General features: G+C 70.1%; 24 protein-coding genes. 20 read left to right on the top strand and 4 right to left on the bottom strand.

All coding sequences use genetic code 11. From position 1 onward, the window contains the following. Positions 1-12: 12 nt before the first annotated feature. Entirely contained in the window at positions 13-684 is a 672-nt protein-coding gene (locus ACZ7P3_RS30860) for a response regulator (RefSeq protein ID WP_472086633.1), read from the bottom strand. A 54-nt stretch (positions 685-738) separates the two neighbouring features. Then, entirely contained in the window at positions 739-1,776 is a 1,038-nt protein-coding gene (locus ACZ7P3_RS30855; RefSeq protein WP_472086631.1) for a RecB family exonuclease, read from the bottom strand. Positions 1,777-1,955: 179 nt separating this feature from the next. On the opposite strand from ACZ7P3_RS30855, the gene ACZ7P3_RS30850 reads away from it, so the two are divergent. From ACZ7P3_RS30850 to ACZ7P3_RS30840, 3 genes are all read left to right on the top strand, one after another. Further along, positions 1,956-3,749 carry a site-2 protease family protein gene (locus ACZ7P3_RS30850; RefSeq protein ID WP_472086630.1) on the top strand — a complete coding sequence of 598 codons (1,794 nt, stop codon included), beginning with the start codon at positions 1,956-1,958 and terminating at the stop codon, positions 3,747-3,749. A gap of 70 nt (positions 3,750-3,819) precedes the next feature. After that, positions 3,820-4,722 (top strand): tRNA (adenine-N1)-methyltransferase, encoded by a 903-nt coding sequence (locus tag ACZ7P3_RS30845; protein WP_472086629.1) that lies wholly within the window; start codon positions 3,820-3,822, stop codon positions 4,720-4,722. Positions 4,723-4,954: 232 nt separating this feature from the next. After that, complete coding sequence (locus ACZ7P3_RS30840) at positions 4,955-5,533, top strand: hypothetical protein (protein ID WP_472086628.1); 579 nt, start codon at positions 4,955-4,957, stop codon at positions 5,531-5,533. Between the two features lie 22 nt (positions 5,534-5,555). On the opposite strand, the gene ACZ7P3_RS30835 is transcribed toward ACZ7P3_RS30840, so the two are convergent. Then, positions 5,556-5,858: a ferredoxin gene (locus ACZ7P3_RS30835; protein ID WP_472086626.1), complete on the bottom strand. Its 303-nt coding sequence runs from the start codon at positions 5,856-5,858 to the stop codon at positions 5,556-5,558. 520 nt (positions 5,859-6,378) lie between these two features. On the opposite strand from ACZ7P3_RS30835, the gene arc reads away from it, so the two are divergent. The 6 genes from arc to prcA all read left to right on the top strand — a co-directional run bounded on the left by arc (position 6,379) and on the right by prcA (position 12,567). After that, positions 6,379-8,145 carry a proteasome ATPase gene (gene arc, locus ACZ7P3_RS30830; protein ID WP_472086624.1) on the top strand — a complete coding sequence of 589 codons (1,767 nt, stop codon included), beginning with the start codon at positions 6,379-6,381 and terminating at the stop codon, positions 8,143-8,145. Positions 8,146-8,377: 232 nt separating this feature from the next. Next, positions 8,378-9,889: a depupylase/deamidase Dop gene (gene dop, locus ACZ7P3_RS30825; RefSeq protein ID WP_472086623.1), complete on the top strand. Its 1,512-nt coding sequence runs from the start codon at positions 8,378-8,380 to the stop codon at positions 9,887-9,889. Between the two features lie 198 nt (positions 9,890-10,087). Then, a complete protein-coding gene (locus ACZ7P3_RS30820; protein ID WP_020939002.1) occupies positions 10,088-10,306 on the top strand; it encodes a ubiquitin-like protein Pup in 219 nt (72 codons plus the stop codon). Positions 10,307-10,361: 55 nt separating this feature from the next. Continuing rightward, the gene (locus ACZ7P3_RS30815; RefSeq protein WP_472086621.1) at positions 10,362-10,967 is read left to right on the top strand and encodes an endonuclease VII domain-containing protein; all 606 of its coding nucleotides are present in this window, start codon (positions 10,362-10,364) and stop codon (positions 10,965-10,967) included. Continuing rightward, positions 10,919-11,764, top strand: coding sequence for a proteasome subunit beta (gene prcB / locus ACZ7P3_RS30810; RefSeq protein WP_472086619.1), 846 nt, complete (start codon positions 10,919-10,921; stop codon positions 11,762-11,764). Before ACZ7P3_RS30815 ends, prcB begins: the two co-directional genes overlap by 49 nt. A gap of 62 nt (positions 11,765-11,826) precedes the next feature. Continuing rightward, a complete protein-coding gene (gene prcA / locus ACZ7P3_RS30805; RefSeq protein ID WP_472086617.1) occupies positions 11,827-12,567 on the top strand; it encodes a proteasome subunit alpha in 741 nt (246 codons plus the stop codon). Positions 12,568-12,686: 119 nt separating this feature from the next. Here prcA and ACZ7P3_RS30800 read toward each other — a convergent pair whose 3' ends face one another. Further along, positions 12,687-13,703, bottom strand: a complete 1,017-nt coding sequence (locus tag ACZ7P3_RS30800; protein ID WP_472086615.1) for a LacI family DNA-binding transcriptional regulator — start codon at positions 13,701-13,703, stop codon at positions 12,687-12,689. A 207-nt stretch (positions 13,704-13,910) separates the two neighbouring features. Between ACZ7P3_RS30800 and ACZ7P3_RS30795 the strand changes: the two genes are divergently transcribed. The 11 genes from ACZ7P3_RS30795 to ACZ7P3_RS30745 all read left to right on the top strand — a co-directional run bounded on the left by ACZ7P3_RS30795 (position 13,911) and on the right by ACZ7P3_RS30745 (position 25,618). Beyond that, on the top strand, positions 13,911-15,170 hold the full coding sequence (locus tag ACZ7P3_RS30795) for an MFS transporter (protein WP_472086614.1): 1,260 nt from the start codon (positions 13,911-13,913) through the stop codon (positions 15,168-15,170). Between the two features lie 9 nt (positions 15,171-15,179). Further along, positions 15,180-16,541: a Pup--protein ligase gene (gene pafA, locus ACZ7P3_RS30790; RefSeq protein WP_472086613.1), complete on the top strand. Its 1,362-nt coding sequence runs from the start codon at positions 15,180-15,182 to the stop codon at positions 16,539-16,541. A 142-nt stretch (positions 16,542-16,683) separates the two neighbouring features. Continuing rightward, positions 16,684-17,694 carry an FKBP-type peptidyl-prolyl cis-trans isomerase gene (locus ACZ7P3_RS30785; protein WP_472086611.1) on the top strand — a complete coding sequence of 337 codons (1,011 nt, stop codon included), beginning with the start codon at positions 16,684-16,686 and terminating at the stop codon, positions 17,692-17,694. Between the two features lie 92 nt (positions 17,695-17,786). Next, entirely contained in the window at positions 17,787-18,170 is a 384-nt protein-coding gene (locus ACZ7P3_RS30780) for an FKBP-type peptidyl-prolyl cis-trans isomerase (protein WP_472086610.1), read from the top strand. A 162-nt stretch (positions 18,171-18,332) separates the two neighbouring features. Further along, positions 18,333-19,358 (top strand): helix-turn-helix transcriptional regulator, encoded by a 1,026-nt coding sequence (locus tag ACZ7P3_RS30775; RefSeq protein WP_472086609.1) that lies wholly within the window; start codon positions 18,333-18,335, stop codon positions 19,356-19,358. Between the two features lie 18 nt (positions 19,359-19,376). Then, entirely contained in the window at positions 19,377-20,408 is a 1,032-nt protein-coding gene (locus ACZ7P3_RS30770) for a helix-turn-helix transcriptional regulator (RefSeq protein ID WP_472086607.1), read from the top strand. 242 nt (positions 20,409-20,650) lie between these two features. Beyond that, positions 20,651-20,911, top strand: a complete 261-nt coding sequence (locus tag ACZ7P3_RS30765) for a hypothetical protein (RefSeq protein ID WP_365717519.1) — start codon at positions 20,651-20,653, stop codon at positions 20,909-20,911. Between the two features lie 20 nt (positions 20,912-20,931). Beyond that, entirely contained in the window at positions 20,932-21,126 is a 195-nt protein-coding gene (locus ACZ7P3_RS30760; protein WP_472086605.1) for a hypothetical protein, read from the top strand. A gap of 257 nt (positions 21,127-21,383) precedes the next feature. Next, positions 21,384-21,662 (top strand): Sec-independent protein translocase subunit TatA, encoded by a 279-nt coding sequence (gene tatA / locus ACZ7P3_RS30755; protein WP_472086604.1) that lies wholly within the window; start codon positions 21,384-21,386, stop codon positions 21,660-21,662. A gap of 47 nt (positions 21,663-21,709) precedes the next feature. After that, the gene (gene tatC, locus ACZ7P3_RS30750; protein WP_472086602.1) at positions 21,710-22,660 is read left to right on the top strand and encodes a twin-arginine translocase subunit TatC; all 951 of its coding nucleotides are present in this window, start codon (positions 21,710-21,712) and stop codon (positions 22,658-22,660) included. 105 nt (positions 22,661-22,765) lie between these two features. Beyond that, on the top strand, positions 22,766-25,618 hold the full coding sequence (locus ACZ7P3_RS30745) for a DEAD/DEAH box helicase (RefSeq protein WP_472086601.1): 2,853 nt from the start codon (positions 22,766-22,768) through the stop codon (positions 25,616-25,618). Positions 25,619-25,862: the final 244 nt, after the last annotated feature.

Genomic DNA, 25,862 nt, shown 5'->3' with positions numbered 1-25,862 from the left:
GGCGTCGTGGGCCTACTGCGCGCCCGGACGCACCAGCCCGCTCTCGTACGCGTACACCGCGGCCTGCACCCGGTCCCGCAGACCCAGCTTGGTCAGCACATGCCCGACGTGCGTCTTCACGGTGGTCTCGCTGACGAACAGATCGGCGGCGATCTCCGCGTTGGACAACCCGCGCGCCACCAGCTTCAGCACCTCCACCTCACGGTCGGTGAGGGTGTGCAGGGTGTCCGGCACCGGCTCCTCACCCGAGGGCAGATGCGTGGCGTACTTGTCCAGCAGCCGCCGCGTGATGCTCGGCGCAAGCATCGCCTCGCCCCCCGCCACGACCCGGATGGCCTGCACCAGCTCATGAGCGGGTGCGTCCTTCAGCAGGAACCCGCTCGCCCCCGCGCGCAGCGCCTCCACCACGTACTCGTCCAGGTCGAACGTGGTCAGCACCAGCACCTTCGCCGGACCGTCCCGCCCGGGCCCGGTGATCTGCCGGGTCGCCTCCACCCCGTCCATCCGCGGCATCCGGATGTCCATCAGCACGACATCGGGCTGCAGCGCTCGTACCTGATCGAGGGCCTGCAGGCCGTCACCGGCCTCGCCGACGACCGCGAGATCCTGCTCGGCCTCCAGGATCATCCGGAAACCCGTACGCAGCAGCGGCTGGTCGTCGACCAGTAGGACGCGGATGGCCACGTGACACTCCTTAGCTAGTCCGGCCTCATTCTGCCCTGCGGCACGCCCCCCGACTCAGCCGCCCTCGGTCGGCAGCGACTGCGGCTCACCGCGGGCACCGGACTCGACCGCGGCCGCGCCGCCCGCCGGCTCCCCGGCCGCATGCCCGTCGGCCGCCCTCACCGGCAGCGGATAGGGCGGGGGAGTGCCGCCGAACTCCGGACAGTGCGCCTGGTGGTCGCACCAGCCGCACAGCTTGGTCGGGCGCGGCCGCCACTCACCGGACTCCGTCGCCCACTCGATGGCCTCCCACAAGGCGAGCAGCTTGCGCTCCACACGCTCCAGGTCGGCCAGGACGGGGTCGTACGTCAGCACGTCCCCGCTGCCGAGATAGACCAGCTGGAGCCGGCGCGGAACGACCCGCTTCAGCCGCCACACCACCAGGGCGTAGAACTTCATCTGGAACAGCGCGCCCTCGGCGTACTCCGCCCGCGGCGCCTTGCCCGTCTTGTAGTCGACGATCCGCACCTCGCCGGTGGGTGCCACATCCACCCGGTCGATGATCCCGCGCAGCCGCAGCCCCGACTCCAGCTCGGTCTCCACGAACAGCTCCCGCTCGGCCGGCTCCAGCCGCGAGGGATCCTCCAGCGTGAACCAGCGCTCCACGAGCTGCTCCGCCTCACCGAGCCAGCGGGCGAGCCGCTCCCCGTCGGCGTCGTCCGTGAACAGCTCCGTGATCTCCGGCCTGCTCTCCCGCAGCCGGTCCCACTGCCCCGGAATCAGCGCCTTGGCCCGCGGCGCGGTCCGCTCCGCGGCGGGCGCGTCGAACAGCCGCTCCAGCACCGCGTGCACCAGCGTGCCCCGGGTCGCCGCCTCACTCGGCTTCTCCGGCAGCCGGTCGATCACCCGGAACCGGTACAGCAGCGGGCACTGCATGAAGTCACTGGCGCGGGAGGGGGACAGCGAGGTGGGCGCCATGGCCGCGCGCCCGCTGGCCGGCCCGGTCGCACCACTGCTGGTGGACGCGCCCGCGTCCGTCTTCGCCTCGCCCGCCGGCGGTCCCGCGCCGTCCGCCGCCGCGGCCGCCGCCGCGTCCTCCATGCTGCTGTCCATGACCACAGACCATACGGCCCGGCACTGACAGTGACCCAGCCGCGGACCGCACCGGCCGTGCGACGGCGGGGCAAACACAAGGGGTGCCGGGGCGGAACGCGTCACCACGGCCGCATACCATCGACCAGAGACCCTTCCGGCCGGGACGGTACGGAAGACGCTTCGAACGAGGGGACACCGTGGACGTGAGCGGCGGGAGCGGGCAGCCGCGGTCCGGCAACGACGAGCGGGCCGAGCACCCTGCGGCGGCTACGGCCCCGGCGAGCGGCCCCACCGACCGCCCCGGGCCGGAGCCTCGCGATGCCGAAGCATCCCCGCCGAACCCACCCCACCCGGACCGGGACCCCCACCCGAGCCCGGACCCCGAGACCCCGCGGCAGGCCCCGAGCCCGTCACCGAATCCCGACGAACGGCCCCGACGGACAAGCCCGCGGCCGACGGCCGACGAACCCGGTGAGCCCGACGAACCCGGTGAGCTTGGTAAGCCCGACGAGCCCGTTGAGGCCGACCCGACGGCCCGCCCGGAGCCGAAGACCGGCGAGGGCACTCCCGCCTCGGGCAGCGGTCCGGGGCCGAAGACCGGCGAGGCCACTCCCGCCTCGGGCATCGGTCCGGAGTCGAAGGACGGCGAGGGCACGCCCACGGCAGGCAGTGGCCCGGAGTCGAAGGACGGTGCCGGCACTCCCGCCTCGGGCAGTGGCCCGGAGCCGAAGACCGGCGAGGGCGCGCCCTCCTCGGGCAGCGGGCCGGAGTCCAGTGAGCACCGCTCGCTCGCCCACTCCGGGATCGCCAAGGGCGAACCGCCGCAGCCGCGCCCCAAGGAGCCCGGCGGCGGGCTGCTGATGGGCCGCCCCTTCGGCGTACCCGTGTACGTCGCGCCCAGCTGGTTCCTCGTCGCCGCCCTGATCACCTGGGTCTTCGGCGGCCAGCTCGACCGCGTGCTGCCCGAACTGGGCGCCGCCCGCTACCTGGTGTCCCTCTTCTTCGCCGTCGCCTTCTACGCCTCCGTCCTCGTCCACGAGCTGGCCCACACGGTCGCCGCGATCCGCTTCAAACTCCCCGTCCGCCGCATTCAGCTCCAGTTCTTCGGCGGTGTCTCCGAGATCGAGAAGGAGGCCGAGACCCCGGGACGGGAGTTCGTCCTGGCCTTCGTCGGCCCGCTGCTCTCGCTCGTCCTCGCCGGGCTGTTCTACCTGGCCATGCAACCGGTGGAACCCGACACCGTCCCCGGTGTCCTGCTGGCCGGCCTGATGATCTCCAACCTCATCGTCGCCGCCTTCAACCTCCTGCCCGGCCTGCCCCTCGACGGCGGCCGCATGCTCCGCGCCGTGGTCTGGAAGATCACCGGCAAGCCCATGAGCGGCACCGTCGCCGCCGCCTGGGTCGGCCGCGCCCTCGCCGTCTCCGTCCTGATCGGCCTCCCGCTGCTCAACCAGTCCCGCACCTTCGGCGGCGGCAACCAGGACGTCAGCGGCATGGACACCGTCACCGACGCCCTGCTCGCCGCCATCCTCGCCGCGATCATCTGGACCGGCGCCGGCAACAGCCTGCGCATGGCCCGCCTGCGCGAACACCTCCCCGAGCTGCGGGCCCGCACCCTCACCCGCCGCGCCGTCCCCGTGGAGACCGACACCCCCCTCTCCGAGGCCCTGCGCCGCGCCAACGCCGCCGGCGCCCGCGCCCTGGTCGTCGTCGACGCCGACGGCAACCCCCTCTCCCTCGTCCGCGAGGCCGCCATCGTCGGCGTACCCGAGCACCGCCGTCCCTGGGTCTCCGTCAGCGGCCTCGCCCAGGACCTGACCGACGGCATGCGCGTCTCCGCCGAGCTGGCCGGAGAGGCACTGCTCGACACCCTGCGGGCCACCCCGGCGACCGAGTACCTCGTCGTCGAGGAGAGCGGCGAGATCTACGGCGTCCTGTCCGCCGCCGACGTCGAGCGCGCCTTCGTGCGGGCGATGGCCCGGCCGAGCTGACCCCCACGGCCACGCGCCCCGTGCGGTCGGCGTGGTCGGCGCCCCCTTCAGGTGCCGGTAGGCTGGTCACATGTCCGAACCGACCGGTGCCGCCCGCAGGCGCGGGCCCTTCAAGGTCGGGGACCAGGTTCAGCTGACCGACCCCAAGGGCCGCCACTACACGTTCACGCTCGAAGCCGGGAAGAACTTCCACACCCACAAGGGCTCCTTCCCGCACGACGAACTGATCGGCGCTCCCGAGGGCAGCGTTGTCCGCACCACCGGCAACGTCGCCTACCTCGCGCTGCGCCCCCTGCTCCCCGACTACGTCCTGTCCATGCCCCGCGGGGCAGCCGTCGTCTACCCGAAGGACGCGGGGCACATCCTCGCCTTCGCCGACATCTTCCCCGGCGCCCGCGTCGTGGAGGCCGGCGTCGGCTCCGGCTCGCTCAGCAGCTTCCTGCTGCGCGCCATCGGCGACCAGGGCATGCTGCACTCCTACGAGCGCCGCGAGGACTTCGCCGAGATCGCCCAGCAGAACGTGGAGCGCTACTTCGGCGGCCCCCACCCCGCCTGGCAGCTCACCGTCGGCGACCTCCAGGACAACCTGTCCGACACCGACGTCGACCGCGTCATCCTCGACATGCTCGCCCCCTGGGAGTGCCTGGAGGCCGTCTCCAAGGCACTGGTCCCCGGCGGCATCGTGTGCTGCTACGTGGCCACCACGACCCAGCTCGCCCGCACCGTCGAATCCATCCGCGAGATCGGCTGCTTCAACGAGCCGACCTCCTGGGAGACGATGATCCGCAACTGGCACATCGAGGGCCTGGCCGTCCGCCCGGACCACCGGATGATCGGCCACACCGGCTTCCTGCTCACTGCCCGCCGCCTCGCCGACGGGGTCGAGCCGCCCATGCGCCGTCGCCGCCCCGCCAAGGGCGCCTACGGCGAGGACTACGCGGGACCCAACGCCGACGGCGGCGCCGGCCGCTGACCGGTTCCCCACCGATCGCAACACAAGGGCGCCGTGCCCGAGTTCCCCACCGACCCCGGGAACCCGGTCACGGCGCCCGTCCGTTGAACGGACACCAGGAGCGCACGCCCCCGCGCGCGTGCTCCTCGCCTGCGGAAATCCATGGCGACCCCGCCGTTCCCCCGCTCCGTGACGTGTGGCACCATGCTGGCCACCCCCCCCACCGGCACAGCCCTCACAGGAGACACTCCTAGTGCAGCAATCCGCCGTTCCGGAGCTCGCCCACACGCACACCCGCCCCATCCACTGGCTCGCCACCGCCACCGCACTCTCCGGCGTCGTGGCCCTGTCCTCCCTGCTCCAGCCCGGATCGGCCACGGCCGCCCAGCCGGTCCCCGGCGCCGAGGTCAGATCGGCCCCCGCCGCCGTCGCCGCGCCCAGCACGACCGGTGTGACCTTCCCCCTCACGTGCGGTCCGGTGAAGGCGCTGGTGGTGAAGCAGGCCACCGGAGACCTGGACGGGGACGGCAGACCGGAAACCGTCGCCGTCGTGCACTGCGACGCCCCCATGGGCACCCCGCCGGACGGCGTCTACGTCCTGACCCGCGGCACCGGAGGCAAGGCCCGCGTGGTCGCCACCCTCGTCGATCCCAAGGACCGGCTCACCGTCACCGACTTCGCCCTGCACGCGGGAGCCGTCAGCGCCACCCTGCTCGGCTATTCCACGGCCGACGTACCCAGTTGCTGCCCCGACGTGAAAACCCCGGCCAAGTGGCAGTGGAACGGCAGCGCGTTCCTCCGCTCCACCCCGGCCGGGGACCACAGCGTCTGACCCACCGGGGCCCGACCCGGACTCACCCGGCGTCGGGCCCGTACACCTCGGCCCTGTCCGAAACCCGGCGCACGTGGATGCACTCGCCGGGACACTCCTTCGCCGAGTCCACCACGTCCATGAGCAGCGGCAGCGGCACCGGAGTCGTGGCCCCCTGCTCCTGCAGCAGCTCGTCGTCCGCGCCCTTCACATACGCCAGCCCGTCGATGTCCAGCTCGAACACCTCCGGGGCGTACTGGACGCAGATGCCGTCGCCGGTACACAGGTCCTGGTCGATCCAGACCTCCAGCGCCTCGCCGCCCGGGGCCTCCTGCTGCACGGTCATCTCTCCTGCCGTCGGTTCGCCGTGCGGTACGCCCGGCGCCAAGGCCAGCCGGGTCCGCTCCAGCGGCTGTTGAACACCTCGACCCTACCTCTGCCCGGATTCCGGCCGTCTTCGGCGGGCACGGGGGGTTTCCCGCCCCGCCCTCCCGGGTACACGCGCCCGACCGGGGAAGGGAGCCCCGGGACCCGCAGGCGAACACTTCAGGCCATCCCACGGTGACACCCACCGCTCGGACCGTTGCTCAGCGTGATGGTCGTGCGAGCGCTCTCACTCCTGCCCGCGTACCGGCCGACCGGCCCGGAACGGACAACTCCAGCCACTCCTGAAGGGTTTTGACCGTCCCCGACAAGGAACAAGCGGCTTCCGAATCACGTTGAGTGGGTATCCCCTCCGTGCGAGAGGGAGCGCACCGGGTGACCGACGACACACCTTGACAGTCTTTGTGATCTAGGGGTTTCAATCGACACCCACCCAGGTAGGGTCTGGAAGCGTCCAGCTCCCCTTGGAGGAGGTGAGGACCGTGGCAGCCCACGACGACGACATGAACCGCGGCATCCGCCCGGGACGAGGGTCCGACGACCCGGCCGGGCAGATCGCCTACCTTGAGCAGGAGATCGCCGTCCTGCGACGCAAGCTCGCCGACTCTCCGCGGCACACGAGGATTCTCGAAGAGCGGATCGTCGAGCTGCAGACGAACCTGGCCGGCGTCTCCGCGCAGAACGAGCGACTGGCCAACACCCTCCGCGAGGCCCGCGACCAGATCGTGGCCCTCAAGGAAGAGGTCGACCGCCTCGCCCAGCCGCCGGCCGGCTTCGGCGTCTTCCTGCAGGCCATCGAAGACGGCACCGCCGACATCTTCACCGGCGGCCGCAAACTGCGGGTGAACGTCAGCCCAAGCGTCGAGGTCGACGACCTCAGGCGCGGCCAGGAAGTCATGCTCAACGAAGCGCTCAACGTGGTCGAGGCCATGGAGTTCGAGCGCGTCGGCGACATCGTCACCCTCAAGGAGATCCTCGAGGACGGCGAGCGCGCCCTCGTACTGGGGCACACCGACGAGGAACGGGTGGTACGGCTCGCCGAGCCGCTGCTGGACGTCACCATCCGTCCCGGCGACGCCCTCCTGCTCGAACCCCGGTCCGGATACGTCTACGAGGTCGTGCCCAAGAGCGAGGTCGAAGAACTCGTCCTCGAAGAGGTCCCCGACATCGGCTACGAGCAGATCGGCGGCCTCGGTAACCAGATCGAGGCCATCCGCGACGCGGTCGAGCTCCCGTACCTCTACCCCGACCTCTTCAAGGAGCACGAGCTGCGCCCGCCCAAGGGCGTCCTGCTCTACGGGCCCCCCGGCTGCGGCAAGACGCTCATCGCCAAGGCCGTCGCCAACTCGCTCGCCAAGAAGGTCGCCGAGGTCACCGGCCAGGCCGCCGGCAAGAGCTTCTTCCTCAACATCAAGGGCCCCGAGCTGCTCAACAAGTACGTCGGCGAGACCGAGCGGCAGATCCGCCTCGTCTTCCAGCGTGCACGCGAAAAGGCCAGCGAGGGCACCCCCGTGATCGTCTTCTTCGACGAGATGGAGTCCCTCTTCCGCACCCGCGGCTCCGGCGTCAGCTCGGACGTGGAGAACACCATCGTCCCCCAGCTCCTTGCCGAGATCGACGGCGTGGAAGGCCTGCAGAACGTGGTCGTCATCGGCGCCTCCAACCGCGAGGACATGATCGACCCCGCCATCCTGCGCCCCGGCCGGCTCGACGTGAAGATCAAGATCGAGCGCCCGGACGCCGAAGCCGCCAAGGACATCTTCGGCAAGTACCTCACCGAGCGGCTTCCGCTGCACGCCGACGACCTCGGCGAGCACGGCGGCAGCAAGGAGACGACCGTCCAGAGCATGATCCAGACGGCGGTCGAGCACATGTACACCGAATCCGAGGAAAACCGCTTCCTGGAAGTCACCTACGCCAACGGCGACAAGGAAGTCCTCTACTTCAAGGACTTCAACTCCGGAGCCATGATCGAAAACATCGTGGGCCGCGCCAAGAAAATGGCGATCAAGGACTTCCTGGAGAAGAACCAGAAGGGCCTCCGCGTCTCCCACCTGCTCCAAGCCTGCGTGGACGAGTTCAAGGAGAACGAGGACCTGCCCAACACCACCAACCCCGACGACTGGGCCAGGATCTCCGGAAAGAAGGGCGAACGGATCGTCTACATCCGTACCCTCATCACCGGAAAGCAGGGAGCGGACACCGGACGCTCCATCGACACGGTGGCGAACACCGGACAGTACCTGTAAAGGCAGGGCGGCTGCGGGTGCCCTCACCGGGTACCCGCAGCCGACTGTTTTTCCGGCCACGACCGGAGCAGGCAATGACGCAAATGATCTCCCCACCAGCGCAAAGGCGTTCTAGGCTCTTTCCTACCGCCGAGTCGCGCAGTGCGGGGACGGGCACCGCACACGCACCGGAGCGCCAGCGGTACGTGAGCGGCGCCCACGACCGAGGGCGCCGCCGGGCAAGGAGGGCCGCATGACCGTACGGCGAGTAATGGGCATCGAGACGGAGTACGGGATTTCCGTCCCCGGCCATCCCAACGCCAATGCCATGCTCACCTCATCCCAGATCGTCAACGCCTACGCGGCGGCGATGCACCGGGCCCGCAGGGCCCGCTGGGACTTCGAGGAAGAGAACCCGCTGCGCGACGCACGAGGCTTCGACCTCGCCCGGGAGGCCGCCGACGCCAGCCAGCTCACCGACGAGGACATCGGCCTCGCCAACGTCATCCTCACCAACGGCGCTCGCCTCTATGTGGACCACGCCCACCCCGAATACAGCGCCCCCGAGGTCACCAACCCCCGCGACGCCGTCCTGTGGGACAAGGCCGGCGAGCGCATCATGGCGGAGGCCGCCGAACGGGCCGCCCAGCTCCCCGGCGCCCAGCAGATCCACCTCTACAAGAACAACACCGACAACAAGGGCGCCTCCTACGGCACGCACGAGAACTACCTGATGAAGCGGGAGACCCCCTTCTCGGACATCGTGCGCCACCTCACGCCCTTCTTCGTCTCCCGTCAGGTCTTCGCCGGAGCGGGCCGCGTCGGCATCGGCCAGGACGGACACGAACACGGCTTCCAGCTGAGCCAGCGCGCCGACTACTTCGAGGTCGAGGTCGGCCTGGAGACCACCCTCAAGCGCCCGATCATCAACACCCGCGACGAGCCCCACGCCGACGCCGAGAAGTACCGCCGTCTGCACGTGATCATCGGCGACGCCAACCTCTCCGAGATCTCGACCTACCTCAAGCTGGGCACGACCGCCCTGGTCCTGTCCATGATCGAGGACGGCTTCATCGCCGTGGACCTCGCCGTCGACCAGCCCGTCCGCACTCTCCACCAGGTATCCCACGACCCCTCGCTGAAGCGGCTGATCACGCTCCGCAGCGGTCGCACACTCACCGCGGTCCAGCTCCAGATGGAGTACTTCGAACTCTCCCGCAAGTACGTCGAGGAACGCTTCGGGGCCGACGCCGACGACCAGACCAAGGACGTCCTCTCCCGCTGGGAGGACACCCTCAACCGGCTCGAGAACGACCCCATGAGCCTCGCCGGCGAACTCGACTGGGTCGCCAAGCGAGAACTGATGGAGGGCTACCGCCGCCGCGACGGCCTCGACTGGGACGCCGCCCGGCTCCACCTGGTCGACCTCCAGTACGCCGACGTACGCGCCGAGAAGGGCCTCTACAACCGTCTGGCGGCCCGCGGGCGCATGAAGCGGCTCCTGGACGAGTCCGAGGTCGACCAGGCCCGTACGAAGCCACCGGAGGACACCCGGGCCTACTTCCGCGGCCGCTGCCTGGAGCAGTACGCGGACGACGTGGCCGCGGCCTCCTGGGACTCGGTCATCTTCGACCTCCCGGGCCGCGACTCCCTCCAGCGCGTTCCAACCCTCGAACCACTACGCGGAACGCGAAATCACGTCAAGGAACTGCTGGACCGCTGCCGCACCGCAGAAGACCTGGTCAGGGTCCTTTCGGGCGGCTGAGCGCGATCAGCGGGCACGCGTACCGTCCCGGGCGGACAGGGTGGAAAACCCACCGTCCGGGAATCATCGAGATGGCCCCCGCACGTTGTCGAAACTGCGGGGCCGATGTCGGACCCGGCTTGTAGGGTCTGATCATCACCGATCGGCAGGAATGCCGACCCGTCGACCATGTCGGGCGAACTGAGCGGGGTGAGGTATATGGCAACCAAGGACACCGGCGGCGGCCAGCAGAAGGCCACGCGTTCCACCGAGGAGGTCGAGGAGCAGGCGCAGGACGCGCAGGCCTCCGAGGACCTCAAGGAGCGGCACGAGAAGCTGAGTGACGACGTGGACTCCGTGCTGGACGAGATCGACGACGTACTCGAGGAGAACGCCGAGGATTTCGTGAGGTCCTTCGTGCAAAAAGGTGGAGAGTAGAGGCAGGTTGGCTACTTCACCTTCGAAGTGAAAGTGAAGGCTGCGGGGGAGTCGAGTGGCTGAGGAGCCGAACGCGAAGGAACGCAGGAAATGCGGGCGTGACCTGCCTCTTGCGGCCTTCGCGCGGGACAGGAACCGGCGCGATGGCCTCCAGGTGCATTGCCGGGAGTGCGTGGCGGAGTACAGCGCCGCGCACTACCGGCGCCGCCGGGAGGCCCTGGGCAAGTCCGTCCGGGAGAAGGAGGATGTCCCGGACGCACACAAGCTCTGTCGGACGTGCGGCGAGGTCAAGCCGCACAGCGAATGGCATCGCAACGCATCCGCTTCCGATGGGCTGTCGACCCGGTGCAGGGCGTGCCGGGCCACCCGCGGGCGGAAGGACCACCTGAAGCGCACGTACGGCCTCACCGAAGCCGAACGAGACGAGTTGATCGCCTCTCAAGGAGGCGTCTGCTGCATATGTTTGGTGGCTCCGCCGGCACATGTGGATCACTGCCATGAGACGGGTAGGGTCCGTGGCGTACTGTGCTTCAGCTGCAACGCTGCACTGGGGCAGTTCAAGGATCAGCCCGAGGCCATAAGGCGGGCTGCTGCATACGTGGAAGGAAACGCGTGGAAGCCAACACTCGTAGCACCGGGCGTCTACCAGCTGCCTTCCTGACGCCTGGGTCCTCTTCGTTCATGGACTTCCTGTCGGAGCACCAGCCGGAGCTGCTGCCCGGCAACCGGCAGTTGCCTCCCACGCAGGGGGTGATCGAGGCGCCGCACGGCACGACGATCGTGGCGGTGACCTTCCCCGGTGGCGTGGTGCTCTCCGGTGACCGCCGGGCGACCATGGGCAATGTCATCGCCCAGCGGGACATCGAGAAGGTGTTCCCGGCGGACGAGTACTCGGCCGTGGGCATCGCAGGCACCGCCGGCCTGGCCGTCGAGATGGTCAAGCTCTTCCAGCTGGAGCTGGAGCACTTCGAGAAGGTCGAGGGCGCCCAGCTGTCGCTGGAGGGCAAGGCGAACCGGCTGTCGACCATGATCCGCTCCAACCTCGGCATGGCCATGCAGGGCCTGGCCGTGGTGCCCCTGTTCGCCGGGTACGACGTGGACCGGGAGAGGGGCCGCATTTTCTCCTACGACGTCACGGGCGGCCGTTCCGAGGAGCACAACTTCGCGTCGACGGGTTCGGGCTCGATCTTCGCGCGCGGTGCCATGAAGAAGCTGTTCCGTGACGACCTGACCGAGGAACAGGCCACGACCCTGGTGGTCCAGGCCCTGTACGACGCGGCAGACGACGACTCGGCGACCGGTGGTCCCGATGTCGCCCGCCGGATCTACCCGATCATCACCGTGATCACCGAGGACGGTTTCCGCAGGCTGACCGAGCAGGAGACCTCCGAGCTCTCCCGTTCGGTGCTGCAGCGGCGTCTGGAGGAGCCCGACGGCCCCAAGGCCGCCCTGCTCTGAGCGCGGGCCCGCTCCTTGTGAAGGTGATCCCAGTGACCATGACAGAAAGGGACGGATAACCGGTGTCGACGCCGTTCTATGTCTCACCTCAGCAGGCCATGGCCGACCGGGCCGAGTACGCCCGCAAGGGCATCGCCCGGGGCCGCAGCCTGGTCGTGCTGCAGTACGCCGACGGCATCGTGTTCGTCGGCGAGAACCCGTCCCGTGCGCTGCACAAGTTCAGCGAGATCTACGACCGGATCGGTTTCGCGGCCGCCGGCAAGTACAACGAGTACGAGAACCTCCGTATCGGCGGCGTCCGCTATGCCGACCTGCGGGGCTACACCTACGACCGGGACGATGTGACCGCCCGCGGTCTCGCGAACGTCTACGCCCAGACCTTGGGCACGATCTTCTCCAGTGCCGCCGAGAAGCCTTACGAGGTGGAGCTGGTCGTGGCCGAGGTCGGGGAGACCCCGGAGGGCGACCAGATCTACCGGCTGCCGCACGACGGTTCCATCGTGGACGAGCACGGTTCGGTCGCGGTGGGCGGAAACGCCGAGCAGATCAGCAGCTTCCTGGACCAGCGTCACCAGGACGGCATGAGCCTCGCCGAGGCGCTGAAGCTGGCCGTGCAGGCCCTGTCCCGTGACACCAACGGCAGCGAGCGGGAGATCCCCGCCGAGCGCCTGGAGGTCGCGGTGCTGGACCGTACGCGCCCGCAGAAGCGCAAGTTCAAGCGCATCGTCGGCCGTCAGCTCTCCCGTCTTCTGGAGGCGGACGGCGCGGCCACGGAGGCGGAGAGCTCCGAGGAGGAGGAGTAGGCCCCGCCCTGCGCCGCCCTGCCTCGCTCGCTCTTCCCCGCTCGCTGTGCCCCGGCCGGTTCTCCGGCCGGGGCACAGGCGTGTTCAAGGGCGTGTCCAGGGGGTCCGAGCCGGCGCTTTCAAGGCGTGCGAGGCGGTGCGGTGGAGCCCCGGACGACCAGTTCCACGGGGATGTCCCCGGCTTCGGGCTCCCGGCCCTCCAGAACGGCCAGCAGGGCCTCCATGCCGCGTTCCCCGAAGAGTTCGGCGTCCAGTCGTACGGTCGTCAGCTCGGGGTCGAGGGCCGTGGCCAGGGCGAGGTCGTCGAGGCCGGTGACGGAGACGTCGTCGGGGACCCTGAGGCCGAGGCGACGCAGGGCCTTGTAGGCGCCGGCGGCCAGTTTGTCGTCGTCGCAGACGACCGCCGTGGGCCGTGGGCCGGGCCGGGTGAGCGCCGCTTCGGTGGCGGCCAGGGCGTCCTCGATGGAGATCGGCGCGCGGGCCGTACGGATCTCCGTGCCCGGTGCGGCGGACAGGCGTGCGGCGAGCTCCCGGGCGCGCATCTCGAAGGTCCAGGAGGGTACGTCGGCGGCGAGGTGCAGGATGCGGCGGTGGCCGAGGTCGAGCAGGTGTTCGGTGACTTGCCGGACGCCGTCGGCGATGTCCAGGTTCACGGTCGCCGCGCCGAGGCTGCCCTCGGGGTCGCTGTCGAGCATGACCAGGGGGAGCTGGTCGCCGCGGATCGCGGTGAGTGCGTCGGCGGCCATGGAGGAGGCGATGACGCCGTCCAGGGCGGCCTGGGCGGAGGCGAAGGGGTCGCGGGCGGGGCCGATGCCCTCGGGGGAGGGGTAGAGCACCACGCCGAAGCCGTGCCGGGCGGCCACGCGTGCGGCGCCGGTGTAGACGCCGGCGAAGAACTCGGTCGTGAGCGCCGGCACCACGAGCAGGACCGTGCGGGTGCGGCCCAGGCGCAGATTGCGGGCGGCGAGGTTGGGCCGGTAGCCCAGCTCCCGTGCGGCTTCGCGGACCCGCTCGGCGGTGGCCTCGGAGACTCGGCCGCGCCACTTGTCGCCCAGGACGAGGGAGACGGCGGCCTGGGAGACTCCGGCCGCCTGGGCGACGTCACGGCTGGTCGGGCGCGTGCTGCTGGGTGCCACCGTGGGCCTGCTCCTCTGTGTCGGGCCGTTCGCCTGCGGGCGCCGCGGCCGGTGCAGGGGCGCGAGCGGGCACAGGCCCGGAGGGCTGAGCGCGGTCACGCCCCGACGCCGGTGCGCCCTGTGGCTCGCCCTGGTCGTCTGGACGTGTGAACAGCGCACATGGTACGTATGGGAAGGGACGTTATACGTAACACTAGGAGGCAGGACATGGCCGCGGGATACCTGGAGATCCTCAGGGCGAGACACGCGGCGCGCCTGCTGACCGGCACCCTGGTGGGCCGGCTCCCCAACGCGACCGCCGCGATCGCGCTCGTGCTGTTCGTCCGCGCGGAGGGCGGCAGCTACAGCCTGGCGGGTGTCCTCGCGGCCGTGTACGGCGTCGCCAACGCCGTGGGCCAGCCCGTCCTCGGCCGGCTGGTGGACCTGTACGGGCAGCCGCGGGTGCAGCTGCCCGCGGCCGTGCTCTCCGCGCTCGCCATGACGGCCTTCGCCCTCTCGGGTACCGACCCGCTGCCGTTCGCGTACGCCGCCGTCGCGGCCGCGGGCCTGTTCACCCCGCCCCTGGAGGGCGGTCTGCGTGCCCTGTGGCCGTCCGTGCTGCGCCGCGAGGAGCAGGTGCACACGGCGTACGCCATGGACGCGGTGGCGCAGGAGGTCATGTTCACCGTCGGGCCGCTGCTGGTCACCCTGTGCGTGTCGCTGTGGTCGGAGCGGGCGGCCCTGCTGGTGCTGAACGCCGTCGGTGTTCTCGGTGCCCTCTCGGTGGTCGTCTCCGCTCCCTCGCGCGCGTGGCGGTCGGCGCCGCGCGAGGCCCACTGGCTGGGTGCCCTGCGCTCGCCCGGCCTGCTGGCGCTGCTCGGCTCCTTCCTGTTCGTCGGGATCGCGCTCGGCTCCATCACGGTGGCCTCGATGTCGTACGCCGACGCGCACGGCGGTGACGCGGTCTACGGCTGGCTGATGGCCGCGCTCGGTCTCGGTGCCCTGGCGGGCGGCACGGTGTACGGGGCGCGGCAGTGGAGCGGTACGCCGGAGCGGCGACTGCGGGTCCTGGTGGCACTTCTGGCGGTGTGTTACCTGCCGCTGATGCTGATGCCGGGCGCGGTGGCCATGGTGCTGCTCACGGTGGTCTCCGGGGTGTTCCTCGCCCCCTGCATCGCCTGTGCGTTCATCATCGTCGACCGGCACGCGCCGCGCGGCACCGTCACCGAGGCGTTCTCCTGGCTTGTGACGACGTTCACCGTGGGTGCCTCGGTCGGAACGGGCCTGGCGGGGCCGGTCGTCCAGGGCGGTGGTGCCCTGTGGGGTTTCGCGCTGCCGGGTGCGGCGGGGGCCGTGTCCCTGCTGGTCCTGCTCGCCACCGGACGGGTCCTCGCAGCTCCCGTGCCGGGCGGGGTTGTTGCGGCTTCATCGGAAACTGATCCAAATCGTGCTGTCGAACCCCGTTTCAGCTCAGGGGATCGGGCGTAATGTTCAGTCATGGACCGCCGCATTTTCGGGCTGGAGAACGAGTACGGCGTCACGTGCACGTTCAGGGGACAGCGCCGCCTGTCGCCTGACGAGGTGGCGCGGTACCTCTTCCGCCGTGTCGTGTCATGGGGCCGCAGCAGCAATGTCTTTCTGCGAAACGGCGCCCGGCTCTATCTCGACGTGGGGTCACATCCGGAATACGCAACACCCGAATGTGACAACGTGACCGAACTGGTCACCCACGACAAGGCCGGCGAGCGCATTCTCGAGGGACTCCTGGTGGACGCGGAACGACGCCTGCACGAGGAGGGAATCGCGGGCGACGTCTACCTCTTCAAGAACAACACCGACTCGGCGGGCAACTCCTACGGCTGCCACGAGAACTACCTGGTGGCCCGGCACGGGGAGTTCTCCCGTCTCGCGGACATTCTCATCCCCTTCCTGGTGACCAGGCAGCTGCTGTGCGGTGCGGGCAAGGTCCTGCAGACGCCGCGCGGTGCCGTCTACTGCGTCAGCCAGCGCGCGGAGCACATCTGGGAGGGCGTCTCCTCGGCGACGACGCGTTCCCGGCCCATCATCAACACCCGCGACGAACCCCACGCGGACGCCGAGCGCTACCGCCGGCTGCACGTGATCGTGGGTGACTCGAACATGTCCGAGACGACCATGCTGCTCAAGGTCGGCGCCACCGACCTGGTGCTGCGCATGATCGAGGCGGGCACGGTGATGCGGGACCTCACCCTGGAGAACCCGATCCGGGCGATCCGCGAGGTCAGCCATGACATCACCGGCCGGCGCAAGGTGCGGCTGGCCAGCGGCCGTGAGGCCTCGGCGCTGGAGGTGCAGCGCGAGTACTTCGACAAGGCCGTCGACTTCTGCGACCGCCGCGGTATCCGCACCGGCACGGTCGCGCAGGTCCTGGAGCTGTGGGGCCGCACGCTGGAGGCGATCGAGACGGAGGAGCTCGACCGCATCGGCACCGAGATCGACTGGGTGATGAAGTACAAGCTCATCGAGCGGTACCGGGCCAAGAACAACATGACGATGTCGCATCCGCGGGTCGCCCAGATAGACCTCGCCTATCACGACATCCACCGCCGTCGTGGGCTGTACTACCTGCTGGAGAGGAAGGGTCAGGCCGCTCGGATCTGCAACGACTTGAAGATCTTCGAGGGCAAGTCGGTTCCTCCGCAGACCACTCGGGCCCGGTTGCGCGGCGACTTCATCCGCCGGGCACAGGAACAGCGCCGGGACTTCACGGTGGACTGGGTGCACCTCAAGCTCAATGACCAGGCGCAGCGCACCGTGTTGTGCAAGGACCCGTTCCGTTCGGTGGACGATCGGGTGGAGAAGCTCATCGCCGGAATGTGACGAAACTGCGCGAGTCAAGTGTTTCGGCACCGAAATGCCGGAACGCCACACGGGCGCCGTACGTTTCCCGTACGGCGCCCTTCTCGCGTCGTAGAGTTGCGCGCACGCCAACCACAAGATCGACCGATTACGAGGCATCTCCGTGCGCCGACGTTCACTCCTCCTTGCCGCCGTTCCCGCAGGACTGGTCACGCTCGCCGGATGCGGCGACGACAAGTCCGACTCCAGCAAGAGCAAGCCCGGCGCGTCGCCGTCGGCCTCGGCGTCGGCCGCGCCCCCGCCCAAGATCGTGGACGGTCCGCTGCCGGCGATCACGGCGGGCACGAAGTTCGGTGAGAAGCCGACCGTGGCCAAGGGATCGGGGGAGCCGTCGAAGGACCTGGCGGTGAAGACGGCCATCGCGGGCGGCGGCCGCACCATCGCGGAGAACGACTTCATCCAGGCGAACTACCTGGGCCAGATCTGGAGCACCGCCAAGGTCTTCGACAACTCCTACGACCGCCACCGTCCGCTGGTCATGCAGCTCGCCCAGGGCAGCATCATCGACGGCTGGCGGTATGCGCTCGCGGGCAAGAAGACCGGCAGCCGGGTGGAGATCGCCGTCCCGCCCACGTGGGGGTACGGCAAGGAGGGCAACGCCCAGGCGGGAATCAAGGGCACCGACACCCTGGTCTTCGTCATCGACCTGATCGACTCCTTCAACTCCAAGAGCTCGGCCAAGGGCACGCCGGTCCCGCAGAGCGACGCCTCGCTGCCGAAGGTCGGTACCAACACCGACGGTGCCGAACCCAAGATCACCGTGCCGGCGTCCGCCCCGCCCAAGAAGCTGGTGTCGAGCTACGTCCTGGAGGGCGACGGCGCGGAGCTCAAGGCGGACCAGACGATCCTGTGCCAGTTCAAGGGCGTGGTCTGGGACGGCGGCAAGACGTTTCAGCAGACGTACGGTTCCGGGCGGCTCAGCCAGTTCTCGCTGGAGCAGATGCAGCAGGTCGTCAAGGGCCTCTCCCAGGGTTTGACCGGCAAGAAGGTGGGCAGCAGGGTGCTCGTCGTCGTACCGCCGGACCTGGGCTACGGCAACAACCCGCCGAGCGGCAGCCCCATCAAGAAGGACTCCACGCTGGTGTTCTCGGTGGACATCCTGGCGGCGATGTAGCGGGTCCGTGCCGCGGTGACCTGGCGGGTGACAGACCTGCGAGGATGACAGACTGTCCGTGTCTTGTGTCGTACACAGCAGGAGCTTTTGACGTGAACATCGACAAGCCCGAGATCGACTTCCCGGAAGGTCCGGTCCCGGCCGACCTCGAGATCGTGGAGATCTGGGAGGGCGACGGTCAGGAGGCGCAGGCCGGCGACCTCGTCAAGGTCCACTACGTGGGCGTCGCGTTCTCCACCGGCGAGGAGTTCGACGCCTCCTGGAACCGCGGCACGCCGCTGGAGTTCCAGCTCGGCGTCGGCCAGGTCATCCAGGGCTGGGACAAGGGCGTGCAGGGCATGAAGGTCGGCGGCCGCCGCAAGCTGACCATCCCCGCGCACCTCGCCTACGGCGACCGCGGCGCCGGTGGCGGCCGGATCGCCCCGGGTGAGGCGCTCATCTTCGTCTGCGACCTGGTGGGCGTCGGCAAGCGCTGACCGATTCTGGTCGGACAAGGGCCCGTGCTGTCCGCACGGGCCCTTCTTCCTGGGCCGATGGTGTTCGTATGGCCCCTCCTTCTCTGCATCGGCTTTTGCCCCGACACTCCGGAGCGGTACGGTCAACGGTCGGAAGCACCATGAGGAAGGCGAAGGGCGTCGATGGCCATTGCCAAGGCCGAGCGGCTGATGAACCTCGCGCTGTGTCTGCTCGGGACGCGGCGGCCGCTCAGCAAGCGCGAGCTGCGCGATTCCATTGAGGCGTATGTCGAGGCCTCCAGGCCGGACAGGGGTGCGGCCTCCAGGCCGGACAGGGGTGCGGCCTCCAGGCCGGACAGGGGTGCGGCGGGCAGCGACGACTCCTTCAACCGGATGTTCGAGCGGGACAAGGACGACCTGCGCGAGCTGGGCCTGGTCATCGCGACGGTGGAGAACCTCGACGGCGAGGTCGGCTATCTCGCCCGCCGTGACAGCAACCGACTGCCTCCCATCACGCTGGACGCCGAGGAGGCGGCCGCCCTGGGTCTGGCCGCCAAGGTCTGGCAGCAGGCCCGGCTGGCCGGCGCCGCCAGCGGCGCCCTGCAGAAGCTGCGGGCGGCCGGACTGCCCGAGGACGTCGATCCGTACGAGGCGCACGGTGCCCTGGAACCGCGCATCCCCGTGCACGAGGCCGCCTTCGAGCCGCTGATGCTGGCGTGCCGCGACCGCCGGCCCGTCGTCTTCGACTACCGCAAGGCCACCGCCGCCCGCCCCGAACCGCGGCACGTCGAGCCGTGGGCGCTGGAGTGCTGGCGCGGCCACTGGTACCTGGCCGGCTGGGACCGTGACCGGGGCGCCGAGCGCGTCTTCCGGCTCTCCCGGATCACGGGAAGGGTCCGCTCGCGCGGTACGGGCTTCACCGCTCCCGTGCCCGATGTCGTCACCGTGCGCGAGACCGTGGCCGGCTGGGCGGGCGAGATCGCCGACGGGTCGGCGCTGATCCGGCTGCGGGCCGGTGCGGGGTACCCCCTTCGGGCGAAGGCCACCAGGGTCCGGGAACTCGGCGACGGCTGGGACGAGTTGGAAATTCCGTACGGGCACGGCCTGGACGCGTGGCTGGTGGAGTTCGGACCGGACGTGGTGGTCCTGGAGCCGGCCGAGCTGCGGGCCGACGTGGTGGACCGGCTGCGTGCCGTGGCCAAGGGCTGAGGGGGAGGGAGCAGGACTGTGGCAGGCAAACCGGTCAGGCCCGTGAACGCCATCGACCAGACCCGGCGGATGCTCTCCCTGGTGACCTACCTCAGGGAGCGGCCCGGCGCGCGGATCGCCGATGTCGCACGCGCCTTCGGCATCACCGAGGACGAGCTGGTCTCCGACCTCGATCTGCTGCCCATGTGCGGCACCAGCTTCCGCGGTGGCGATCTGCTGGACATCGACACCGACGGCGAGCGCATCTGGTGGCACAACCCGGCCGCGCTCGGCGAGGAGGCGGCCGAGCCGCTGCGGCTCGCCGCCGACGAGGCCACCGCCCTGCTGGTGGCCGCCCGTGCGGTCTCCACGCTGCCGGGCCTCAGGGAGGGCGACCGCCAGGCCCTGCTGCGGGCGACCGCCAAGGTGGAGACGGCGGCCGGCGAGGCGGCGGGCGCCAGCTCCCGCCTGTCGGTGACCTTCGAGTCCGAGGGCGGTGTCTTCGCCGATGTCGACCGGGCGATCGCCGAGCGACGCCGGCTGTGGATCCGCTACTACTCGCCGGCCCGTGACGAGGTCACCGAGCGCGAGATCGACCCCATCCGTCTGGTCAGTGTCGGGCACACCTATGTCGAGGCCTGGTGCCGCCGCTCCGAGGCGCGCCGCACCTTCCGGCTCGACCGGGTCGCCGAGATCAGAATCCTGGACGAGCCGTCGGCGCCGCCGGAGATCGAGCTGCGGGACCTCTCGGAGGCCCTGGTGCAGCCGGCCGCCGAGGACCCGGAGGTCGTGATCGAGGTCGGCCCGGGCGGCCGCTGGGTGGCCGAGTACTACCCGCACGACAGCGCCGATGAGCTTTCCGACGGCGGGCTGCGTATCACTCTGCGCACCCCGGATCCGGCCTCCCTGAGGCGGCTGGTGCTGCGGCTGGGCCGCGACGGCCGGATCGTCTCACCGCCCGAGCTGGCCGACAGCGCCCGCCGGGCGGCCCGCGAGGCACTGGCGGCGTACGACATACCGCCGGGCGCGGTGCACGGGGTGCACGACGGGCAGGACGACAGTCAGCAGTGAGCCGCCGCGGCGCGCCGGTGCCGCAGGGTCACGGGCGGCAGCCGTTCGAGCGACGTCGAGAGCGGGCCGGTGCGCAGGTCAGGGCTGGGCAGGGCCGGGGCGTGCAGATCCGGGGCCGACCGGCCCCGGGGCCGGGCAGGGCCGACCGGCCCCTCGGCATCGGCCGCGGCGCCCCGACGGCGAACGACCAGAAACGAGGAGCGAGGGCTGTGAGCGAGTCTCCGGTGTCCGGTGCGAGGGAAATGACGGTGGCGGCCGCCTTCGCCGGGATGAAGAGAGTGGTCCCCGTGGTGTTCAAGGCGGGCTGCCCGGACTGCCGGGGCCGCTTCGAGCTCGCCGCGAGCGCCCTGCGCCTGGCCATCGGTGCCACCAGCCGGACGACCTTCTACTCCTTCACCTGCCCCGAGTGCGGCGCCGCCGTGCGCAAGCCGGCCGGCGAGCGCATCGTCGAACTGCTCACCGGCGGCGGGGTCAGGACCCTGCGGCTGCACTCCACGGTGTAGGACGGTCTAGGCTCGGGGACATGTTCTGGCCGATGTTCGCGGTTGCCGTGGGTTTCCTGGGTCTCGCCGTTCTGGGTGTGCTCGCCGTCCGGGTCTTCCTGGAGGCGCGGCGCCTCGGACAGCAGGTCACGGACTCCGCGCGCCGTATCAACAGGGCGGCCGAGGATCTGGAGCGGGCGTCGGTCAGTGCGGCCCGTGCCGTGGACACGCTGTAGCGACGCCGGGCGAGGCCGATGGGCCCCGACTGAAGCGGTTTGCGTCACTTCGCCCTGTCATGCTGCCCGCCGGGGCAGGTACGCTGCTGATCGCGGTGCGAAGAACGAGGCGCGTGCCGCGGACCGGGAGTACGCACGGGGATTGCCTCACGTTTACCCCCGAGCGTTACGATCGCTGGCAGCACGACCACTCAGACACATGTCCGACTCGTCGGACAGCACCCCACCCAGCCGCCTCGGTGAGAAGGTAAAGACTTATGTTCGGAAGGCTCGGAGCCCCCGAGATCATTCTCATCCTCGTCGTCATCGTGCTGCTGTTCGGCGCGAAGAAGCTTCCGGACATGGCCCGCTCCCTCGGCAAGTCCGCGCGCATCCTCAAGAGCGAGGCCAAGGCGATGAAGGAGGAGGGCAGCACCTCCGCCCAGGCGCCCGCATCCAACGAGCAGCCCGCGGCCCAGCGCACCATCCAGGCGGCCCCCGGCGATGTGACCAGCTCGCGGCCGGTCAACGAGCCGACGGACACCACCCAGCGCTGACGCAGGGCCGGAGTATCCCGGCCCGCCGCACGAGATGAGGACGTGGGTTGCTCAAGCCTGCCCGCAAGAAGGAGAGAGATCCCGAGGGGCGGATGCCCCTCGCGGATCACCTTCGTGAGCTGCGCAACCGGCTCGCGAAGGCGATGCTGGCCATCGTCGTCGTGACGTGTGTGGCCGCCTTCTTCTACAACGACATCGTCAACTTCATCACCAAGCCGGTGCTGGACTCGGTCGGTTGCGCCCAGACCTTCGAGCAGCTGGCGAAGTCGCACGAGAAGACGCACCAGTGCGCGCAGATCACCATCAACGGTCTGCTGACGCCGTTCACCCTGGCGCTGAAGATCTCCCTGATGGCCGGTGTGGTGCTGGCCTCGCCGGTGTGGCTGTACCAGCTGTGGGGCTTCATCGCCCCCGGCCTGCACCGGCACGAGAAGAAGTACGCCTACGGCTTCGTCGGCACGGGCGTGCCGCTCTTCCTCGCCGGCGCCTACTTCGCCTACAAGGTGCTCCCCACCACGGCGAAGGTCCTGATCGGCTTCACACCGCACGGCGTGAACAACCTGCTGCCGCTGGACGACCTGCTGGACCTGGTCACCCGCATGGTGGTCGTCTTCGGCCTCTCCTTCGAGCTGCCGCTGCTGCTGATCATGCTGAACCTGACCGGTGCCATCACCGGCAGGCGCATGCTCGGCTGGTGGCGGGGCATGATCCTCGGCATCACGGTCTTCGCGGCCGTCGCCACACCGAGCACGGATCCGCTGACGATGCTGATGCTCGCCGGGCCGATCTGGGTGCTGTACTTCGGCGCGGTCGTCTTCTCGCTGCTCAACGACCGGCGCAGGCGGCGCCGCGAAGAGGCGGGCCCGGCCGACGACGAGGCCTCCGAACTGGACCTGACGCCCGAGGACATCGGCGGCATCGAGCCCGTCTCCGCCACCCGCGCCCTGCCCGAGCAGACGAGCACCGACCGGGTCAACGGCTACGACGACATCACCTGACGTCCCCCGCCGTGAGCCGGACCGGCCGCTCACCGACGCCGCGATGCCCCCGTCCCCCGAGGACGGGGGCATCGCGGCGTTGTGGATCAGCCCAAGATCCGGATAATGATCGTCCTGTTGTCAGTGGCGCCCGGTACGCTCGAAAGCACGATGACAGAGGACCTCTCACCGGCCGAGCGGTACGCGGCAGCCCGGAGGCGGGCAGTCGAGCAGGCCACCGCGCTCGCGTCCTTCCGCGAGATGTACGACTTCGGCCTCGACCCCTTCCAGATCGAGGCCTGCCAGGCGCTCGAAGCGGGGAAGGGTGTGCTGGTGGCCGCCCCCACCGGTTCGGGCAAGACGATCGTGGGCGAGTTCGCCGTCCACCTCGCCCTGCAGCAGGGCAAGAAGTGCTTCTACACGACACCCATCAAGGCGCTGTCGAACCAGAAGTACACCGACCTGTGCCGCCGTTACGGCACGGAGAAGGTCGGCCTGCTCACCGGCGACAACAGCGTCAACTCCGATGCCCCGGTGGTCGTGATGACCACCGAGGTGCTGCGGAACATGCTGTACGCGGGCTCCCAGACCCTTCTCGGCCTCGGCCATGTGGTCATGGACGAGGTGCACTACCTCTCCGACCGCTTCCGCGGCGCCGTATGGGAGGAGGTGATCATCCACCTGCCCGAGTCGGTGACCCTGGTGTCACTGTCGGCGACCGTGTCCAACGCCGAGGAGTTCGGTGACTGGCTGGACACCGTCCGCGGCGACACCGAGGTGATCGTCTCCGAGCACCGGCCGGTGCCGCTGTTCCAGCATGTGCTCGCCGGGCGCCGGATGTACGACCTGTTCGAGGAGGGCGAGGGCCACAAGAAGGCCGTCAATCCCGACCTCGCCCGCCTCGCCCGCATGGAGGCGACCCGGCCCTCGTACCAGGACCGCAGACGCGGCCGGGCGATGCGCGAGGCCGACCGCGAGCGGGAGCGCAGACAGCGCTCGCGCGTGTGGACGCCGGGCCGGCCCGAGGTCATCGAGCGCCTCGACTCCGAGGGGCTGCTGCCCGCGATCACCTTCATCTTCAGCCGTGCCGCCTGCGAGGCCGCCGTCCAGCAGTGCCTGTACGCGGGCCTCAGGCTCAACGACGAGGAGGCGCGGGAGCAGGTCCGCGCGCTGGTCGAGGAGCGCACCGCCGCCATCCCGACCGAGGACCTGCACGTCCTCGGCTACTACGAGTGGCTGGAGGGCCTGGAACGCGGCATCGCCGCCCACCACGCGGGCATGCTGCCGACCTTCAAGGAGGTCGTCGAGGAGCTGTTCGTGCGCGGACTGGTCAAGGCCGTGTTCGCGACCGAGACCCTGGCGCTCGGCATCAACATGCCCGCCCGTTCGGTGGTGCTGGAGAAGCTCGTCAAGTGGAACGGCGAGCAGCACGCCGACATCACGCCGGGCGAGTACACCCAGCTGACCGGCCGGGCCGGCAGGCGCGGCATCGACGTCGAGGGGCACGCGGTCGTGCTCTGGCAGCGCGGCATGAGCCCCGAGCACCTCGCCGGTCTCGCGGGCACGCGCACCTACCCGCTGCGCTCCAGCTTCAAGCCGTCGTACAACATGGCGGTCAACCTGGTCGAGCAGTTCGGCCGGCACCGCTCGCGCGAGCTGCTGGAGACCTCCTTCGCGCAGTTCCAGGCCGACAAGTCGGTCGTCGGGATCTCCCGGCAGGTGCAGCGCAACGAGGAGGGCCTGGAGGGCTACAAGGCCTCCATGACCTGCCACCTCGGCGACTTCGAGGAGTACGCGCGGCTGCGCCGCGAGCTGAAGGACCGGGAGACCGAGCTGGCCCGGCAGGGCGTGCACGAGCGGCGCGCCGAGGCCGCCGTCGCCCTGGAGCGGCTCAAGCCGGGCGACGTCATCCACGTGCCCACCGGCAAGTACGCGGGCCTGGCCCTGGTCCTGGACCCGGGCCTGCCCGCCGGCCGGTCCAACGGGCACCGGGGCTTCGACCACCACGACGGTCCGCGCCCGCTGGTGCTGACCGCCGAACGGCAGGTCAAGCGGCTGGCGTCGATGGACTTCCCGGTGCCGGTCGAGCCGCTGGACCGGATGCGGATCCCGAAGAACTTCAACCCGCGCTCGCCGCAGTCCCGCCGGGACCTCGCCTCCGCGCTGCGGAGCAAGGCCGGGCACATCCCGCCGGAGCGGGCCCGCAAGAAGCGGTCGCAGGCCGCCGACGACCGGGAGATCGCACGGCTGCGCACGGCGATCCGGGCCCACCCCTGCCACGGCTGCGACGACCGTGAGGACCATGCCCGCTGGGCCGAGCGCCACCACCGGCTGCTGCGTGACACCTCGCAGCTGGAGCGCCGGATCGAGGGCCGTACCAACACGATCGCGCGTACCTTCGACCGGATCGTGGCGCTGCTGACCGAACTCGACTACCTGCGCGGCGACGAGGTCACCGAGCACGGCAAGCGGCTCGCCCGGCTCTACGGCGAACTCGACCTGCTGGCCAGCGAATGCCTGCGCGAAGGCGTCTGGGAGGGCCTCGGCCCGGCCGAACTCGCGGCCTGCGTCTCGGCGTTGGTGTACGAGGCGCGGGTCGGTGACGACGCGATGGCGCCCAAGCTGCCCTCCGGCAAGGCGAAGGCCGCGCTGGGGGAGATGGTCCGGATCTGGGGCCGACTCGATGCTCTGGAGGAGGACTTCCGGATCAACCAGACCGAGGGAGTAGGCCAGCGCGAGCCGGACCTCGGCTTCGCCTGGGCCGCCTACATGTGGGCCTCCGGCAAGGGCCTGGACGAGGTGCTGCGCGAGGCGGAGATGCCGGCCGGTGACTTCGTGCGCTGGTGCAAGCAGGTCATCGACGTGCTCGGGCAGATCTCGGCGGCTTCTCCTGTGGAGGGCTCGACGGTGGCGAAGGCCGCCCGCAAGGCCGTCGAACAGTTGCTGCGGGGTGTGGTCGCCTACTCCTCGGTGGGCTGACCCTGAGCCTGCGGGCGCGGGTGAACTGTCGCTGATCGCGCAGTTCCCCGCGCCCTCTTTTTTTGGGTGCACACCAGGCGCCCGGCCCCGAGCTGTCCGGGCTGCCGAGGAGCCCCCATTTCACTCATCACGGTGAGTGACTCTCGCACGCGCGTACACCGTCACGCACCGTGTTCGAATGATCTCCGAGCGTGCAAATGTGGCCGAGCGTACTCCTGTTGCGCGGGCGATTTCAGGTGCTTGC

Source organism: Streptomyces sp. NPDC107581 (assembly GCF_055657175.1).
This window is presented reverse-complemented; position numbering and strand designations above follow the sequence as displayed.